At 59.4% G+C, this 16,163-nt stretch carries 16 protein-coding genes; 7 read left to right on the plus strand and 9 right to left on the minus strand.

What is annotated here, in order from left to right; translation table 11 throughout:
• The 4 genes from JJQ51_RS03905 to rsmA all read left to right on the plus strand — a co-directional run.
• The coding region (locus JJQ51_RS03905) for an LPS-assembly protein LptD (RefSeq protein ID WP_269244364.1) at positions 1 to 1,796 on the plus strand (1,796 nt) is incomplete at its 5' end.
• 309 nt (positions 1,797 to 2,105) lie between these two features.
• A complete protein-coding gene (locus JJQ51_RS03910; protein ID WP_069616195.1) occupies positions 2,106 to 3,050 on the plus strand; it encodes a peptidylprolyl isomerase in 945 nt (314 codons plus the stop codon).
• Between the two features lie 6 nt (positions 3,051 to 3,056).
• The gene (pdxA, locus tag JJQ51_RS03915) at positions 3,057 to 4,082 is read left to right on the plus strand and encodes a 4-hydroxythreonine-4-phosphate dehydrogenase PdxA (protein ID WP_152096025.1); all 1,026 of its coding nucleotides are present in this window, start codon (positions 3,057 to 3,059) and stop codon (positions 4,080 to 4,082) included.
• Entirely contained in the window at positions 4,082 to 4,909 is an 828-nt protein-coding gene (gene rsmA, locus JJQ51_RS03920) for a 16S rRNA (adenine(1518)-N(6)/adenine(1519)-N(6))-dimethyltransferase RsmA (protein ID WP_269244365.1), read from the plus strand. The genes pdxA and rsmA overlap by 1 nt, the downstream gene beginning before the upstream one ends.
• Positions 4,910 to 4,915: 6 nt before the next feature.
• On the opposite strand, the gene gmk is transcribed toward rsmA, so the two are convergent.
• From gmk to fabD, 7 genes are all read right to left on the minus strand, one after another.
• A complete protein-coding gene (gene gmk, locus JJQ51_RS03925; RefSeq protein WP_069616193.1) occupies positions 4,916 to 5,578 on the minus strand; it encodes a guanylate kinase in 663 nt (220 codons plus the stop codon).
• Positions 5,579 to 5,581: 3 nt separating this feature from the next.
• Positions 5,582 to 6,469, minus strand: coding sequence for a YicC/YloC family endoribonuclease (locus tag JJQ51_RS03930; protein ID WP_069616192.1), 888 nt, complete (start codon positions 6,467 to 6,469; stop codon positions 5,582 to 5,584).
• 110 nt (positions 6,470 to 6,579) lie between these two features.
• Positions 6,580 to 7,794: an endolytic transglycosylase MltG gene (gene mltG / locus JJQ51_RS03935; RefSeq protein WP_113351698.1), complete on the minus strand. Its 1,215-nt coding sequence runs from the start codon at positions 7,792 to 7,794 to the stop codon at positions 6,580 to 6,582.
• A gap of 213 nt (positions 7,795 to 8,007) precedes the next feature.
• Complete coding sequence (gene fabF, locus JJQ51_RS03940) at positions 8,008 to 9,270, minus strand: beta-ketoacyl-ACP synthase II (protein ID WP_113351697.1); 1,263 nt, start codon at positions 9,268 to 9,270, stop codon at positions 8,008 to 8,010.
• Positions 9,271 to 9,384: 114 nt separating this feature from the next.
• Positions 9,385 to 9,621, minus strand: a complete 237-nt coding sequence (locus JJQ51_RS03945) for an acyl carrier protein (RefSeq protein WP_004122114.1) — start codon at positions 9,619 to 9,621, stop codon at positions 9,385 to 9,387.
• A gap of 286 nt (positions 9,622 to 9,907) precedes the next feature.
• Positions 9,908 to 10,645, minus strand: a complete 738-nt coding sequence (gene fabG, locus JJQ51_RS03950; protein ID WP_092710547.1) for a 3-oxoacyl-[acyl-carrier-protein] reductase — start codon at positions 10,643 to 10,645, stop codon at positions 9,908 to 9,910.
• A 25-nt stretch (positions 10,646 to 10,670) separates the two neighbouring features.
• Positions 10,671 to 11,615: an ACP S-malonyltransferase gene (gene fabD / locus JJQ51_RS03955; protein WP_113351696.1), complete on the minus strand. Its 945-nt coding sequence runs from the start codon at positions 11,613 to 11,615 to the stop codon at positions 10,671 to 10,673.
• Positions 11,616 to 11,809: 194 nt separating this feature from the next.
• Between fabD and JJQ51_RS03960 the strand changes: the two genes are divergently transcribed.
• Entirely contained in the window at positions 11,810 to 12,853 is a 1,044-nt protein-coding gene (locus JJQ51_RS03960) for an aldo/keto reductase (RefSeq protein ID WP_113351695.1), read from the plus strand.
• Positions 12,854 to 12,902: 49 nt separating this feature from the next.
• On the opposite strand, the gene JJQ51_RS03965 is transcribed toward JJQ51_RS03960, so the two are convergent.
• Both JJQ51_RS03965 and JJQ51_RS03970 read right to left on the minus strand, forming a co-directional pair.
• The gene (locus JJQ51_RS03965) at positions 12,903 to 14,084 is read right to left on the minus strand and encodes a hypothetical protein (RefSeq protein ID WP_269244366.1); all 1,182 of its coding nucleotides are present in this window, start codon (positions 14,082 to 14,084) and stop codon (positions 12,903 to 12,905) included.
• Between the two features lie 156 nt (positions 14,085 to 14,240).
• A complete protein-coding gene (locus tag JJQ51_RS03970; protein ID WP_113329142.1) occupies positions 14,241 to 14,987 on the minus strand; it encodes a histidine phosphatase family protein in 747 nt (248 codons plus the stop codon).
• Between the two features lie 390 nt (positions 14,988 to 15,377).
• Here JJQ51_RS03970 and rpsF point away from each other — a divergent pair, with 390 nt between their 5' ends.
• Positions 15,378 to 15,824, plus strand: a complete 447-nt coding sequence (rpsF, locus tag JJQ51_RS03975) for a 30S ribosomal protein S6 (protein ID WP_069616186.1) — start codon at positions 15,378 to 15,380, stop codon at positions 15,822 to 15,824.
• 13 nt (positions 15,825 to 15,837) lie between these two features.
• On the plus strand, positions 15,838 to 16,086 hold the full coding sequence (gene rpsR, locus JJQ51_RS03980) for a 30S ribosomal protein S18 (protein WP_004122103.1): 249 nt from the start codon (positions 15,838 to 15,840) through the stop codon (positions 16,084 to 16,086).
• The last annotated feature ends 77 nt before the right edge of the window (positions 16,087 to 16,163 follow it).

Consider the following 16,163-nt stretch of genomic DNA (forward strand, 5'->3'; position numbering starts at 1 on the left):
ACGGCGTGACACACACGATTCGTCTCGAGCACGCCCGTTTCGAGTTGTTCGGACAGCCGATCGCCTATGTTCCGTGGGTCACGGTTCCCGACAATACGGTCAAGCGCAAGTCCGGCTTCCTGTTTCCGTCGGTGACTGTCTCCCAGCGTCTCGGCGTCGGTGTAACGGTTCCTTATTATTACGTCATCTCGCCGAGCATGGATGCGACGGTCACCGCAACGGGCTACAGCAATCAGGGTCTGCTGCTCCAGGGTGAATTCCGCCAGCGCTTCGAGAACGGTACTCACACCCTGCGTGTTGCCGGCATCAGCCAGATGAATCCGGACGCCTTCACGGCCGGTACGACCGATGCCGAGCACAAAACACGCGGCATGATCAGCTCCAAGGCAGATTTCAGGATCAATCCTCGCTGGACTTTCGGCTGGGATGTCATGGCGCAGAGCGATAATAACTTCTCGCGCACCTATGGCCTGGATGGTCTCAACCAGAGCACCCATACGAACCAAGCCTATCTGACCGGCATCGGAAAGCGCAATTTCTTCGATATGCGCGCCTTCTACTATAACGTGCAGGACACAGACGATAACGCCACGGCGCAGAAGCAGCAGGCATATGTCTATCCGAGCGTCGATTATCACTATGTCGATCCGAACTCGGTTTACGGAGGCGAGCTGTCGGCAACGATGAATTTCACGCATCTGTCGCGTGATAAGACGTCTGTGCTCGATAATGTCGCAAATCTCGGCGACGCCAGTCTGAATGACCGCTACCTCGGTCTTTCCGGAGATTATACGCGTCTGAGCACCGAGCTGCAGTGGCAGCGTACCTTCACCACGGATCAGGGTCTGGTTTTGACGCCGCTGGCAGCACTTCGCGGCGACGTCTACGGCCTGGACATGAACGGGCCGGCGGCCAACACCTACTCCGGCAATTATGACAACAGCGACTATGCCGCGCGCGGCATGGCGACCCTGGGTCTCGAAGCCAAGTATCCGTTCCTCATTACGACAAGCAATAGCACCCACGTGTTCGAACCGATCGCACAGATCTATGTGCGCCCGGACGAGCAACTTGCCGGACGGCTGCCGAATGAAGACGCGCAGAGCTTTGTCTTCGATGCGACCAACCTGTTTGATCGTGACAAGTTCTCGGGCTTCGACCGCATTGAAGGCGGCACGCGTGCCAATGTCGGGTGGCGCTACACCGCCAGCTTCGACAGCGGTTACAAACTGCAGCATATTTTCGGACAGTCCTATCAGCTCGCGGGACGCAACTCCTTTGCGACCGACGATCTGGTCGGTGCAGGTTCGGATTCGGGACTTGAAACCACCCGTTCTGACTATGTCACCATGTTCGGCTTGACGACGCCGCAGGGCATTTCGCTGTCGCAGTCCTACCGCTTCGACGAGAAGGATTTCGCCTTCCGTCGCGGGGATACGGCAGTCGGCTTCTCGAACGATGTGTTCCAGACATCCTTGATCTACACGCATATTGCGGCCCAGCCGCAATATGGTTTCACCAGCAATCAGGACGAAATCCAGTCGCGCGCGCAGATCAAGTTCAAGGAATACTGGTCTGTCTTCGGCACGGTCAGCTATGATCTCAACAGCAATGAGATCACTCGCCAGGGCGTCGGTCTTTCCTATGAGGACGAATGCACGATCTTCACCGTGTCATTCCTCGACAAGAAGGATTCGACAGCCAGCTCGGCCACCAATTGGTCGATCGGCGCTCGCCTGACCTTCCGTACGCTTGGCGACGTCAACCTCGGCAGCGTTCAGGACGCAACATTCTGATCTGAATCGAAACTGCAGAGAGCCGGCTTCATCGCCGGCTCTTTTGCATGGATGCGGTTGACCGCTGCCTACCGCGCAATTCCTTAAATCTGGATCGATTTAAGGAATTGCGCGGCAGATTTAAAATACTACAGCGACCTTTGCGCGTCACATATGACGCGCGGCGCTGTCGTGTCATTGTTTCGCCGCAAGGATTTTGCAATTCATCGCGCTTGATGTAGACATGTGGCGCGAAGTTGCCGTACTGCGCAACAGGCATAGCAAAACGGCGCCATGCTGGCAGGAAATACCTTTGGGAAGGGGTAATTGATGTTTTCTGGAAAGACACCGATGCGCGCTCTGTTGTTCGGAGCCGCGGCCTTGGTTATGGCGAGCTTCGCCGTGCCGAGCAGCGATGTTGCTTTCGCAGCAAGCGAAGTGAAGGTCCTCGTCAATAGCCAGGTAATCACATCCGGCGACATAGCCAGGCGCGTCGCCTTCCTCAAATTGCAGCGCCAGAAAGGCGATCTGAACAAGCTTGCCAAAGAGCAGCTTGTTGACGAAACGCTGAAGCGCGCGGAGATCTCCCGCCTGCGCATGTCCGTTTCGACGACGGACGTCGATGCCGCCTTCGGCCGTTTCGCCTCCAGCAACAAGATGACACCGGCACAGCTTAGCCAGATTCTCGAAAAGGCCGGCGTGGGCGTCGATCACTTCAAATCCTATATCGCCGTTTCCATGAGCTGGCCGCGGGTCGTCAATGCACGCTTCGGCGCAAGAAGCCGCATGTCGAACGATGATCTCGTGACGCGCATGACGGAAAACAAGACGAAGCCGGTCACGACGGAATATTTCCTGAAGCAGATCGTCTTCGTCGTTCCGGCTGCGAAGCGGAACGCCATTTTGAATCAGCGCAAGGCGGAAGCCGAAGCATCGCGGTCGAAGTTCCCGGGCTGCGACCAGGCAAAGGTCTTCGCCGCGACCATGCGTGACGTCTCCGTCCAGGACCTTGGCCGCGTCCTTGCACCAGAAGTTCCGGAAATGTGGAAGCCGCTCCTGGAGAAGGCATCCGGCAACACGACCACGCCGATCGTAACCGATCGCGGCGTCGAATATGTCGCCATTTGCTCGCAACGTCAGGTGAATGATGACGTCGCCGCCGCTGCCGTGTTCCGTGCCGAGGATATCGGTAAGGACAAGGCAACGGGTGTGAGCGCCAATGACAAGAAGTATATGGATGAGCTGCGCTCCAAGGCGCAGATCGTCTATCGCTGATTGACGATGCCACCGCGCTCTTCCCTCCCCCTCGCGCTCACGCAGGGGGATCCGGCTGGCATAGGTCCCGACATCACCCTCGCCGTCTGGCTTCGCCGCGGCGAGCTGGATCTGCCGCCCTTCCTGTTTCTTGGCGATGCCGCCGTGCTTGAGGCGCGAGCTTCTCAGCTCGGCCTGACCGTACCGCTTGCGACTGCCGATCCGGCGAATGCCTGCAATATCTTTCCCGATGCGCTGCCGATCCTGCCGATCGACGCTGGCATGGATATCATCGCCGGCGAGCCGCATGTGGCGACCGCAAAAGGTACGATTGCCGCCATCGAAACGGCCGTTTCCCTCAGCATGAGCGGCCGGACATCCGCAGTCGTCACCAATCCGATCGCCAAATCGGTGCTCTATGACGCCGGTTTCGGCTTTCCCGGCCATACGGAATTCCTGGCGGATCTTGCAACGCGCGCCACTGGAAAGCCGGTCATGCCGGTCATGTTGCTTGCCGGTCCCAAGCTTCGCGCGATCCCAGTCACCATCCATATTCCGCTGAAGGAGGTGCCTGAAACGTTGACCTCCGATCTGATCGCCGAAACCTGCCGGATTACCGATCACGACCTCCGCGTCCGTTTCGGCATCTCCAAGCCGCGTCTTGCCGTTGCCGGTCTCAATCCGCATGCGGGAGAGAATGGCGCGCTCGGCAAGGAAGACGACGAAATCGTACGGCCTGCGATCGACAGGCTCCGCTCCGAGGGCATCGACGCATTCGGGCCCCTGCCCGCCGACACCATGTTCCATGACGACGCCCGTCGACGTTACGATGTAGCCATCTGCATGTATCACGATCAGGCATTGATCCCGGCCAAAGCGCTCGGCTTCGACGATTCCGTCAATGTCACGCTCGGCTTACCTTTTGTCCGCACGTCTCCGGATCACGGCACGGCTTTCGGCATCGCCGGTAAAGGTATTGCCAAGGAAGACAGCCTTGTCGCTGCGCTGAAGCTGGCCAGCGAAATCAGCAGCACGACCGGAAACAACCCCTGATGGCCGCTCTCGATGGCTTGCCGCCCCTTCGCGATGTAATCCAACGCCACGGCCTCGATGCGCGCAAGGCGCTTGGCCAGAACTTCCTTCTCGACCTCAATCTGACCCAGAAGGTCGCGCGCGCAGCCGGATCACTTGAGGGCGTCACCGTTTTCGAGGTCGGGCCTGGGCCGGGCGGACTGACGCGCGCCATCCTGGCGCTCGGTGCGGCCAAGGTCATCGCCGTCGAGCGCGATGCACGCTGTCTGCCGGCGTTGGCCGAAATTGCCGATCACTATCCGGGCCGACTAGAGGTGATCGAAGGCGATGCGCTGAAGACGGATTTTGCCTCCCTTGCCCCGCAAGGGCCGGTGAAGATCATCGCCAACCTGCCCTATAATGTCGGGACGCAGCTTTTGGTGAACTGGCTTCTGCCGGCGCAATGGCCACCCTTCTGGCAATCCCTGACCCTGATGTTCCAGAAGGAAGTCGGCCAACGGATCGTGGCGCAGGAAGATGACGATCATTATGGCCGGCTCGGCGTGCTCTGCGGCTGGCGGACAGAGACCCGCATGGCTTTCGACGTGCCGCCACAGGCCTTCACGCCGCCGCCCAAGGTGACCTCGACCGTGGTGCACCTGACGCCGAGGGAAAACCCTATTCCTTGCGCGGTCGACAAGCTGGAGAAGGTGACACAGGCCGCCTTCGGCCAGCGCCGCAAGATGCTGCGCCAGAGCCTGAAGCCGCTTGGCGGCGAAGCCCTGCTGCTAAAGGCCGATATCGACCCGCAGCGCCGCGCCGAAACGCTTTCGGTAGAAGAATTCTGTCGGCTGGCGAATTGCCTGTAACCAGCTTTATAGCTTCGGCGTCTCTTCCAGCAGATCGCGGACGAAATCGAACATGCCATGCCGACGGTCGCGGCGCAGGCGCTCGGCCTTGACGATCGACTGAACCGCGTCGAAAGCAATGTTCAGATCGTCATTGACGATGACATAGTCGTATTCGCGCCAGTGAGCGATCTCGGCCCGGGAATTGGCAAGACGCATGGCGATGACCTCTTCGGAATCCTCTGCGCGGCGATGCAGCCGCGATTGCAGCTCCGTCATAGTCGGCGGCAGCACGAAGATGGAGACGACATCTGCCGGCATCTTCTCCTGCAACTGCTGGGCGCCCTGCCAGTCGATGTCGAAGAGCATGTCGCGGCCTTCCGACATCGCCGTCTCCACGGGCTCGCGTGGCGTGCCGTAGAAATTGCCGTGTACCTCCGCCCATTCGAGCAAGGAGTCGGAATCGCGCAGACGCTCGAATTCGCGCTGCGAGACAAAATGATAGTGCACGCCTTCGATTTCGCTCGGCCTGCGCTGCCGCGTCGTGACGCTGACCGAGAGGCTCACCTGCTTGTCCTTGTCGAGCAGTGTGCGCGCGATCGTCGACTTGCCGGCTCCTGACGGCGAGGAGATGGCTAGCATCAACCCCCGGCGGGCGATCGGAATGGATGTGGATGTCGCCGGCTTCATGGCCTACTCCAAATTCTGGACCTGTTCGCGGAACTGGTCGATGACTACCTTCAGCTCGATGCCGGCGGCAGTCACGGCCGCTGCATTCGATTTCGAACAGATGGTATTCGATTCCCGGTTAAATTCCTGTGCAAGAAAATCGAGCTTGCGGCCGACAGGGCCGCCCTTGGAGATCAGATCGCGCGCCGCGGCCACGTGGGCCTTCAGGCGATCGATCTCCTCCCGCAAATCGGCCTTGGTGGCGAGAAGGGCAGCTTCGGCATGGAGCCGGTCACGGTCAAGGCCCGACGAGCCGTCCAGAAGCATCGAAACCTGCGTCGCCAGTCTCGCGGCAATTTCCTGCGGGGAACGGGACGGATCGCGCTCGACCGTTGATGTCAGCGCCTCGATCGTCGCGACATGACCGAGCAGAACCTTGCCGAGTGCATCGCCTTCCTGCCGGCGCATGTCGCGGAGATCGGCGAGTGCCGCCTCGAGGCCGGCCATGATATCTGCGTCGCGCGCGGCGACGGCGTCCTCGTCTTCCTCGGCTTCCTTGAATTCCACCAGGCCGCGCACAGCCATCAGGCTTTCCAGGCGCAGCGGAGCGGGATCCACGATGCCGGCCAGCTGATCGCGTAGCGCCAGGACCGCCGTCAGCGCATCCTGGTTCACGACGACCTCGATACGGCTTTCTTCCACCGAGAGCGACAGGCTGACCTGAAGATTGCCGCGGGAGAGCCGATCCGCGATCGACTTGCGGACATCAGTTTCGAGGCGCTCCAGGCCTGGCGGCAAGCGCAGGCGGATATCCAACCCCTTGCCGTTCACCGAGCGCAGTTCCCATGCCCAGCGGCCACGACCACTCGTTCCCTCACGCCGGGCAAAGCCGGTCATGGACTGCAACGCCATGCAAGCCTCCGATAGTTCCTATCCCCAATCCATCGAAAATCTTCGGATTACGGGCCAATGTAAAGTGAATCCACGCCGGGCACTCTATGCAGACCACGGCGTGGCGAGGATTAGTTGGTCTTCTTCTTCTGCTGCGTGCCCGAACCGGGGGCTACGGCAGCATCGTCGGGCTGACCATCAACGGCAATGGCGCTGGGATCTTCGCCCTTCTCGGCAACCAGCTTGCGCCAGCGCCTGACATTGGCATTGTGCTCGTCCAGCGTTGCGGCGAAGACATGTCCACCGGTGCCATCCGCCACGAAATAGAGGTCCTGCGTCTTCCAGGGGTTGGCGACGGCCTCCAGAGCATCCTTGCCCGGATTTGCGATCGGCGTCGGCGGCAAGCCCTTGATGAGGTAGGTATTATAAGGCGTGTCCTTCTTCAGGTCGGACTGGTAGATGGGGCGATCGGACGGCTTTCCTTCACCACCGAAGAGGCCATAGATGACCGTCGGGTCGGACTGCAGACGCATACCCTTGCCCAACCGGTTCAGGAAGACGGAAGCGACATGGGCGCGTTCGTCCGCCACACCGGTTTCCTTCTCCACCATGGAAGCCAGCGTGATGAAATCCTGCTTGCTCGCCAGCTGGACGCTGGAATCGCGCTTCTCCCAGATCTGATCGACCAGTTTGGCCTGTGCTGCCGCCATCTGCTGAACGATTTCGGTGCGCTTGGTGCCGCGCGTGAACTTATAGGTGTCCGGTCTCAGGCTGCCTTCCGGCGGCAGGGCCGACGGCAGATCGCCCTCCAGCACAACATCGGCCTGCAGCTTGTTGAACATCTGCCGCACCGTAAGCCCTTCCGGCAAAGTAACCGAATAGAGGATAGACTTGCCGGACTTCAGCAGCTCCATGATGTCCTTCATGGAAGCGCCGGCCTTGATCTCGTATTCGCCGGCGCGAAGCGTTTCACCATCACGCAGATAGGTGGCCGTCAACCAGCGGAAGATGCGCTGATCGGTGATGATGTTATTGGATTCCAGGCGGTTGGCGATCTCGCTGAGGCCAGCACCATTGCGCACGATGAAATTGGTGTTGGTCGTCAGAGGACCGGGACCCTGATAGATCGAAAACGCGTAATAGGCGCCGCCGATGGCGGCAACGGCGACGAAAACCGCAAGTGTCATCAGGAAGTTCAGGAAGATGACCATCTGGCTGCGGGCCTTGCGCGAACGCTTCGGCGGATCCGGAACACGCTCCGGACGCAGGGCTTCATTGGCCGATTTCGGGATAATCGGTCCCTTCTGCCCGTTCGGAGTTCCGTTGCTCTGGTTCGTATCGCTCACCGGCAATCCCTTCCTTTTTGTGATTGCCTGCTCTTTGGCCAAGCAATGCGGCAAAAAGCAGGTTCAGAAGATAAGGCGGAGCTCGAGGCTCCGACTTCGACCGATCAGGCGTTCCCGCACCACATTCCCGAGAAAGACGAAGGCGCAGCAACAATCAAGGATGCGGGCGAGATTGCCACAAGGCACCCTCACCCCAACAGTTACGCGTTGTTATTAAGCCTCATAACGGCGCAGGACAAGCGACGCATTCGTGCCGCCGAAGCCGAAGGAGTTTGACAGCGCGACGTTGATTTCGCGCTTGCGGGCCTTGTGCGGAACGAGGTCGATGGCGGTCTCGCGCTCCGGATTGTCCAGATTGAGCGTCGGCGGGGCGATATTGTCGCGAATGGCGAGCGTGGCAAAGATCGCTTCGATGGCACCGGCAGCGCCAAGAAGATGACCGGTTGCCGACTTGGTGGACGACATGGAAATCTTCGACGCGGCATTGCCGACCAGCCGTTCGACAGCGCCGAGTTCGATCGTATCGGCCATCGTCGATGTGCCATGGGCATTGATGTAGTCGATATCGGCAGGCGTCAGGCCGGCGCGCTTCAGCGCAGATGTCATGCAGCGGAAAGCGCCTTCGCCGTCCTCGGACGGAGCAGTGATATGATGGGCGTCGCCCGAGAGGCCGTAGCCGACGACTTCTGCGTAGATCTTGGCGCCGCGCGCCTTGGCGTGTTCTAGTTCTTCGAGAACGACGATGCCGGCGCCCTCGCCCATGACGAAGCCGTCACGGTCGCGGTCATAGGGGCGCGAGGCCTTTTGCGGCGTATCGTTGAAGTCTGTCGACAGCGCCTTGCAGGCAGCAAAGCCTGCAAGCGAAATGCGGCAGACGGGAGCTTCGGCACCGCCTGCTACCATGACGTCGGCATCGCCGAGCATGATAAGACGGGCGGCATCGCCGATCGCGTGCGCACCGGTCGAACATGCGGTAACGACCGCATGGTTCGGGCCGCGCAGCTTGTGGCGGATCGAAACCTGGCCGGAAACGAGATTGATGAGGCGGCCTGGGATGAAGAAAGGCGAAATGCGGCGCGGACCCTTGTCGCGCAGCGTGTAGCCAGCCTCGACGATGCCTTCGAGGCCGCCGATGCCGGAACCGATCATGACGCCCGTCGCGATCTGATCCTCATCCGTGGCCGGGTGCCAATTCGCATCGGCCAGCGCCATGTCGGCGGCCGCCATGCCGTAGATGATGAAGGGATCGACCTTGCGCTGCTCCTTCGGCTCCATCCAATCGTCTGCGTTGAACGTGCCGTCGGTGCCGTCGCCGACAGGGATGCGGCAGGCAATCTTTGCCGCGAGATCATCGACCTCAAATTCGGTCACGAGGCGGGCGCCGTTGTGCCCAGCGAGCAAACGCGTCCAGGACACCTCCGTGCCACAGCCCAAAGGTGATACCATGCCGGTACCCGTGATAACGACACGTCTCATCGCCCGCAGACCCCCGTCTTTTTATGATGATATGCGTATAAGCTTGCTTCGTCCGACGTCGCCGGACGAAATAGGGCGGACTCTTCAGCCCGCCCCGTCAAAAAGCGCGAAAGATTAGGCCTGAGCCTTCTCAATGAACTTTACCGCGTCGCCGACCGTCAGGATCGAGTCAGCAGCGTCGTCCGGAATTTCAACGCCGAATTCTTCTTCGAAGGCCATGACCAGTTCGACGGTGTCGAGCGAGTCCGCACCCAGATCGTCGATGAAGCTTGCGCTTTCAACAACCTTGTCGGCGTCAACGCCAAGATGATCAACAACAATTTTCTTTACGCGTTCTGCGATATCGCTCATGTCGGTTTCCTCGACCTTATATCCTGATGAGAATGCCTTGTGACATCCCTACCCTAATTCAAACCTGCAGCATCTGTTCCGACGCCGCTGGCAAACCCGTTCAACCCGGCATTGAGATCCGGTCCAGCGCCTTGAATGTGGCCCAGTCCGCCTGAATTTTCCGGACGACTGTTCACAGTCATGGCCCGCTTAACACGGTTTAAGTCCGTCGCAAAGCCAGAAAATAGCCGGCTCCGGGTTGCTCAACATGCTATTGGCGGGAAAGTTCCCCCCAACAGCAATTCCTTTAGATCATTGCCATGCCACCGTTGACATGGATCGTCTGCCCCGTGACATAGCTCGCCTCCGAGGAAGCGAGATAAGCAACGGCAGAAGCGACTTCCTGACCCGTGCCCATACGCTTCATGGGGATCGCCCCCATGATGGCTTCTTTCTGCTTGTCGTTCAGCTTGCCCGTCATCGCGCTTTCGATGAAGCCGGGGGCAACGCAGTTGACCGTGACGTTTCGCGTTGCGATTTCCTGCGCCAGCGACTTGGTGAAGCCGATCATGCCCGCCTTGGAGGCGCAGTAGTTGGCCTGGCCCGGATTACCCGTCACGCCGACGACGGAGGTGATGTTGATGATGCGGCCGTAGCGGCGGCGCATCATCGGATGGGTCAACTCCCGCGTCAGGCGGAAGACGGCGGTCAGATTGACTTCCAGCACGGCGTCCCAGTCCTCGTCGCTCATGCGCACGAAGAGGCCGTCCTTGGTGATGCCGGCATTGTTGACCAGGATATCGACGCCGCCGAGCTCCTCTTCCGCCTTGGCGCCGAGTGCCTTGACTTCGTCGCGGTCCGACAGGTTGGCCGGGAAGATCTTGACGCGATCGCCGAGCTCGGAGGCCAGCGCCTCCAGCTTTTCGACGCGCGTGCCGTGCAGGCCGACGATGGCGCCCTGCTTGTGCAGGAGCCGGGCAATTTCTTCACCGATGCCGCCGGATGCGCCGGTTACCAGGGCCTTGCGGCCGGTCAAATCAAGCATATGTGTCCCTCGTTCCTTGAATATATCAGCCGAGCAATGCGGCAAGCGCCGTATCTATATCTGCAGCATTGTTGACGGCGATGCCGTTGACCGACTTGTCGATGCGGCGGGCAAGACCCGTCAGCACCTTGCCGGCGCCAATTTCATACAATGTTGTCACATTGTTGGCGGCAAACCATTCCACCGTCTCACGCCAGCGCACCTGGCCGGTAACCTGCTCGACCAGCAACCGCGCAATCTCATCAGCATCGGTAACCGGAGCCGCCTTCACATTAGCGATAACAGGCACGACCGGGTTGGCCTTGGCGACGCCGGCGAGCGCCTCGCGCATGGCGTCGGCAGCCGGAGCCATCAACGCAGAATGGAACGGTGCGGAGACGGGCAAGAGGATGGCGCGCTTAGCGCCCTTGGCGGTCGCAAGTTCCGCTGCCTTTTCGACCGGGGCTTTCTCGCCGGAGATAACGATCTGGCCGCCACCATTGTCATTGGCGATCTGGCAGGCGCCGAGTGCAGAAGCCTCCTCGCAAATGGCGACGACATCGGCATGTTCAAGGCCGATGATTGCGGCCATGGCACCGACGCCGACGGGGACTGCCGCCTGCATGGCATTGCCGCGGATGCGCAGCAGCCGCGCCGTATCGGCAAGCGAGAAGGTGCCGGCGGCACAGAGCGCGGAGTATTCGCCGAGCGAGTGACCGGCAACATAAGAGACCTTGCTCTTCAGATCGAGGCCGCGAGCCTGCAGCACGCGGATGACTGCGAGCGAGACGGCCATCAGCGCAGGCTGCGCATTGGCCGTCAGCGTCAGCTTGTCTTCCGGGCCGTTGAAGATGACGTCGGAAAGCTTTTCACCGAGCGCTTCATCGACTTCCTCGAAGACGGCGCGCGCCTCGGAGAAATTGTCGGCAAGATCCTTGCCCATGCCGACGGCTTGGCTGCCCTGGCCGGGAAATGTGAAAGCAACAGTCATTATAAAGCGTCCTTTTGGGGGTCGTTTTGCTTCCCAATGACATTGTTTGCAGCGGAGTCAATAGTGCAAGCCCCGCAGCCACAGGCTTTTGCACCCGCGAAGCGCAATGATTTTTTTCTTGCGCTCGCTCAGATCGGGCCTAAATTTGCGCGACCTCATTCATTTTGACCTTCTCCCATCCCCAAGGTTTTCCCATGAAATATAAGAGATTAGGCCGTACCGATATTTCCGTTTCGCAGATTTGCCTGGGCACGATGACCTGGGGCACGCAGAACAGCGAAGCCGAAGCCCATGAACAGATGGACTATGCTGTCCAGAAGGGCATTAATTTCTTCGATACCGCCGAAATGTATCCGACGACGCCTGTGGGGCCGGAGACTCAGGGGCGCACTGAAGAATATATCGGCACCTGGTTCGAGAAGACCGGCAAGCGTAGAGATGTCGTGCTCGCTACCAAAGTCGCCGGGCCGGGCCGCGAATATCTGCGCGGCGGGCAAGGTCCGGACGCCGCCAATATCAATGCGGCTGTCGACGCCAGCCTGAAGCGGCTGAAGACCGATTATATCGACCTCTATCAGGTTCACTGGCCGAACCGCGGCCATTTCCATTTCCGCCAGAACTGGCGCTATAACCCCTTCAACCAGGATCGCGAGAAAGTCATCGCCGAGATCACCGAGATCCTGGAGACGATGGGCGAGCTGGTGAAGGCCGGCAAAATCCGCGCCGTCGGCCTCTCGAACGAGACGACCTGGGGTATCCAGAAATATCTGACGATTGCAGAGCAGAAGGGCCTGCCGCGCGTCGCCACCACGCAGAACGAATACAATCTCCTCTACCGCCATTTCGACCTCGATCTGGCTGAACTGTCGCATCACGAAGATGTCGGCCTGCTCGCCTATTCGCCGCTCGCTGGCGGCATCCTCACCGGCAAATATGTCGGTGGTGCCCGTCCGGCCGGCTCGCGCGGCTCGATCAATCTCGACATCGGCGGCCGCCTGCAACCGCTGCAGGAGCCGCCGGTTAAGGCCTATCTCGAGATCGCCGCCAAATACGGTATTGACCCGTCGAAACTGGCGCTGGCCTACTGCCTCACCAAGCCCTTCATGACGTCCGTCATCATCGGCGCGACGACGATGGCGCAGCTCGAGACCGACGTGGCCGCCGCTTATGTGACGCTACCCGAGGAGGCACTGGCCGAGATCGAGCAAGTGCATCGGAAATATCCGATGCCTATGTGAGAAGCCTGCCGGTAGGATCGAAAACGGATAAGCGGGCAAGTTTGCCCGTTTATTCGGCCGTGGCAGCGGAAGCACTGCAGCAGATTTCGCGAACGTAGTCGTTGCCATGAGTGATGATGGCGTTGAGAGGGATTTTTTTACTCCCTATCAGGTGTTGATATACCAGCGGAGCGATATTTTTGTCGTAGGCGTCCTTAATGGTAAGGGCATACCGCCCCTGCGCGGTCAAATGGACCGCCATAGGAGGGTTTGCCCCCTTGGCCAACTGTATGGCTGTCGTCAACGAGGGATCGACGAATATTTGGATGTATTGTTTGCCAAAGCGATTTTCTTCGAACTCGCGCACCCACACTGACGTCTGAAGCATATAGCCGGATTTCTTGCCGATCGACACACGATACCAATCGCCGATGCTCTTTTTGATCGTCAATTCGCTCCCATTCGGGAAAGTCGCAATCGTCTTGGCGCTCATGTTCCGGCTGGTCTTGAGCAGGGCCGCTCCTGCGTCGTCTTGAACAATGCCGTTTCTCGGGATTGGAACTTGCAGAAGCGGCGACTCCTCGTTCAGTGGCTGAGTTGCCTTACGCGCTTCAGCACTCGCTGCCGGAGCATTATTAGACGACGACTTTGCTGCGAACTCCTGAATCTCCTGGTATGACACGGTCGTCACTCGAAACTGTGTCATTTCGCTCGATGACAGATAACGAATATCGTTGCTGTCATATTTGAGCGTGAGCTGCAGCAAGCCCGGGTCAATGCCCATTTCGTTCATATAGGCAATCACGTCCGCAGTCTGCCGTTGGACGGCTGCTACGGCAGTCTCGACATCCATTCCTTTTGCATCGCTGACCGAAGACTTGTGAACGCCGATCGAGCCCGGTTCGGCAAACCGGCCCACTCCGCCAAGAAAGGACAAGGAACAAGCCGAGGAGCATTCGGCGCTTCTTACAGCGAGAGTGCTGAGCCCCAGAGATCTTATCAGCCGGCCAAGTTCCAATGCCTTGGATACATTGCCGCCGCCGCTGTCGAAGCCGACGTAGATAGCGTGGCTGGAAACAGCCTTATCGCGGAATAAGCTCAAATCATCGTCGGCTTCGAAACTGCCAATTACCGTAATGTAGGTAATTCCATCATCCGCAGTTCGAACGTCGTAGCTCAGCCGCGCCGCGGCATTTTGCGCAAGAAGCGCGAAGCCCAGAGCAAAACCCAGCAAAGCAAAGCTTTTCTTCACAGCCCACCCCCAAATTGCAACCAAGCCATGAATTCCATAGCTCCAGGCGCTTCACAAGCCATGATTGCAGCCCACATTCGAAAGATTCGGCCTTACCGATGAAATGAAAGCAGGCTCATATGGCAGCGGGAAAAAGCCATGCTTACGGCAAGCTGCCTATTGCTTTGTCTTCGGCGCAATTGCCAATTCGGAACCATAAGCCGCCTTCAATTCCTCCTGCCCCTTCACACGGTCCACGGACTTATGAAGCAGGATCGAGCGATAGCCTTCCGAACTCCGCTCCTCGATCAAGGTGACATCGGCGTTTCCTGGATTGTCCGAGCGCTCGAACCAATCGACGGGGTGATGCAGGAAATTCATCTCGAAGGCCCGGTTGGTGACGCCATGGCCGACGATGATGACATTGTTCTTTCCGTTTTCGGCATCGTGCATGACCGTCTGCAGAAATAGACGGACACGCTGGGCGACATCGGCGCGGCTCTCGCCGTCCGGCGGCCGGGCGTAGAACTTGCCGTTATTGTTGCGCAGCCTTGCCCATTTCTCGAACTCATCGGGGAATTTCCGCTTCTGTTCGGCATGATCGTAGATTTCGGTGAAGAGGCCGAAGTCCTGCTCACGCAGGAGATAATCCTCTCTGATATCTCCGATGAGTTCGGCGGGCAGAACCTCCAGCAGGGCATCCTTGCTCTGCCGCGTCCTCAGGAAGGGCGAATACCAGACGCTCAGCTTGCGCAGTTCGGCTGATGGCAATCCCTTGAGATAGGCTGATATCGCCTGCCCTGCTTCCAGCACCTGCCGATAGCCCCATTCCGTCAGGGGCACATTATGGTCGCCGAATTGCCGATAGGCCTGGTCATCGATATTGCCAAGGGATTCGCCGTGCCGAACGAGAAAGATGCGCATGAATCGTCCCTGTTGCTGCAATTCGCATCCCATCATATGGGAGAGCGCGGCGGGTGCAACGCTGCGGCGGATGGGAGCTCGCGATTTGGCCCAAGCATCGACGCCGCTCGCGGGCAAAACGGCATAATTTCGCCCCTACCCTTGCCTTTCGAAGAAAAATCCGTATAAGCCGCCCTGTTCGCAACCCGGTCTTCTGGCTGGTGGCTGAACGGAGGGCCGGTTTCCGATAAGGGAATCGTTCGGAACGGAAGCGTTCCAGCCTCCCGTGTCTCCGCTCTCGACCGTCTCGGAAACGCTTTTCTTGCTTGGGTTTACCCTATCAGGAGCAGTCGTTGAGGCTTAGCCGCCGAATATCGGGTTCAGACCAACGCAAGAAAGGCAAAGCTATCCATGGCTCTTTACGAACATGTATTCCTTGCCCGGCAGGATATTTCCGCTCAGCAGGTCGACGCCCTCGTAGAACAGTACAAGGGTGTCATCGAAGCTCACGGCGGTAAAGTCGGGCGTATCGAGAACTGGGGCCTCAAGTCCCTCACCTACCGCATCAAGAAGAACCGCAAGGCTCATTACGCCCTGATGGACATCGATGCTCCGGCCGCTGCGATCCAGGAAATGGAACGCCAGATGCGCATCAGCGAAGATGTCCTGCGTTACATGACGATCGCTGTCGAGCAGCACGAAGACGGCCCGTCGGCCATGATGCAGAAGCGCGACCGTGACGACCGTCCGCGCCGCGATGGCGACCGTCCGGAGCGCAGCTTCGGCGATCGTGGTCCGCGCCCGGATCGTGGTGACCGCGAAGACCGTCCGCGCCGTCCGCGCGAAGACCGCGTATAAGGAGATTTGAGAGATGTCTGAAGTTTCTTCCGCACCGGTCCGCCGTCCGTTCCATCGCCGCCGCAAGACCTGCCCGTTCTCGGGCGCCAATGCGCCGCGCATCGACTACAAGGACGTTCGTCTCCTGCAGCGCTACATTTCCGAGCGCGGCAAGATCGTTCCGTCCCGCATCACGGCCGTTTCTCAGAAGAAGCAGCGCGAACTCGCCCAGGCGATCAAGCGCGCCCGTTTCCTCGGCCTGCTGCCCTACGTCGTCGCTTAATAGCGCCTGACGGAGAATGAATTAGAGGGAAGGCAGCGATGCCTTCCCTTCTCCCTTTCGCGATGGGCGCGGATCGG

This window comes from Rhizobium sp. AG207R, from assembly GCF_027109195.1.
GTDB classification, from domain to species: Bacteria; Pseudomonadota; Alphaproteobacteria; order Rhizobiales; family Rhizobiaceae; genus Rhizobium; species Rhizobium dioscoreae.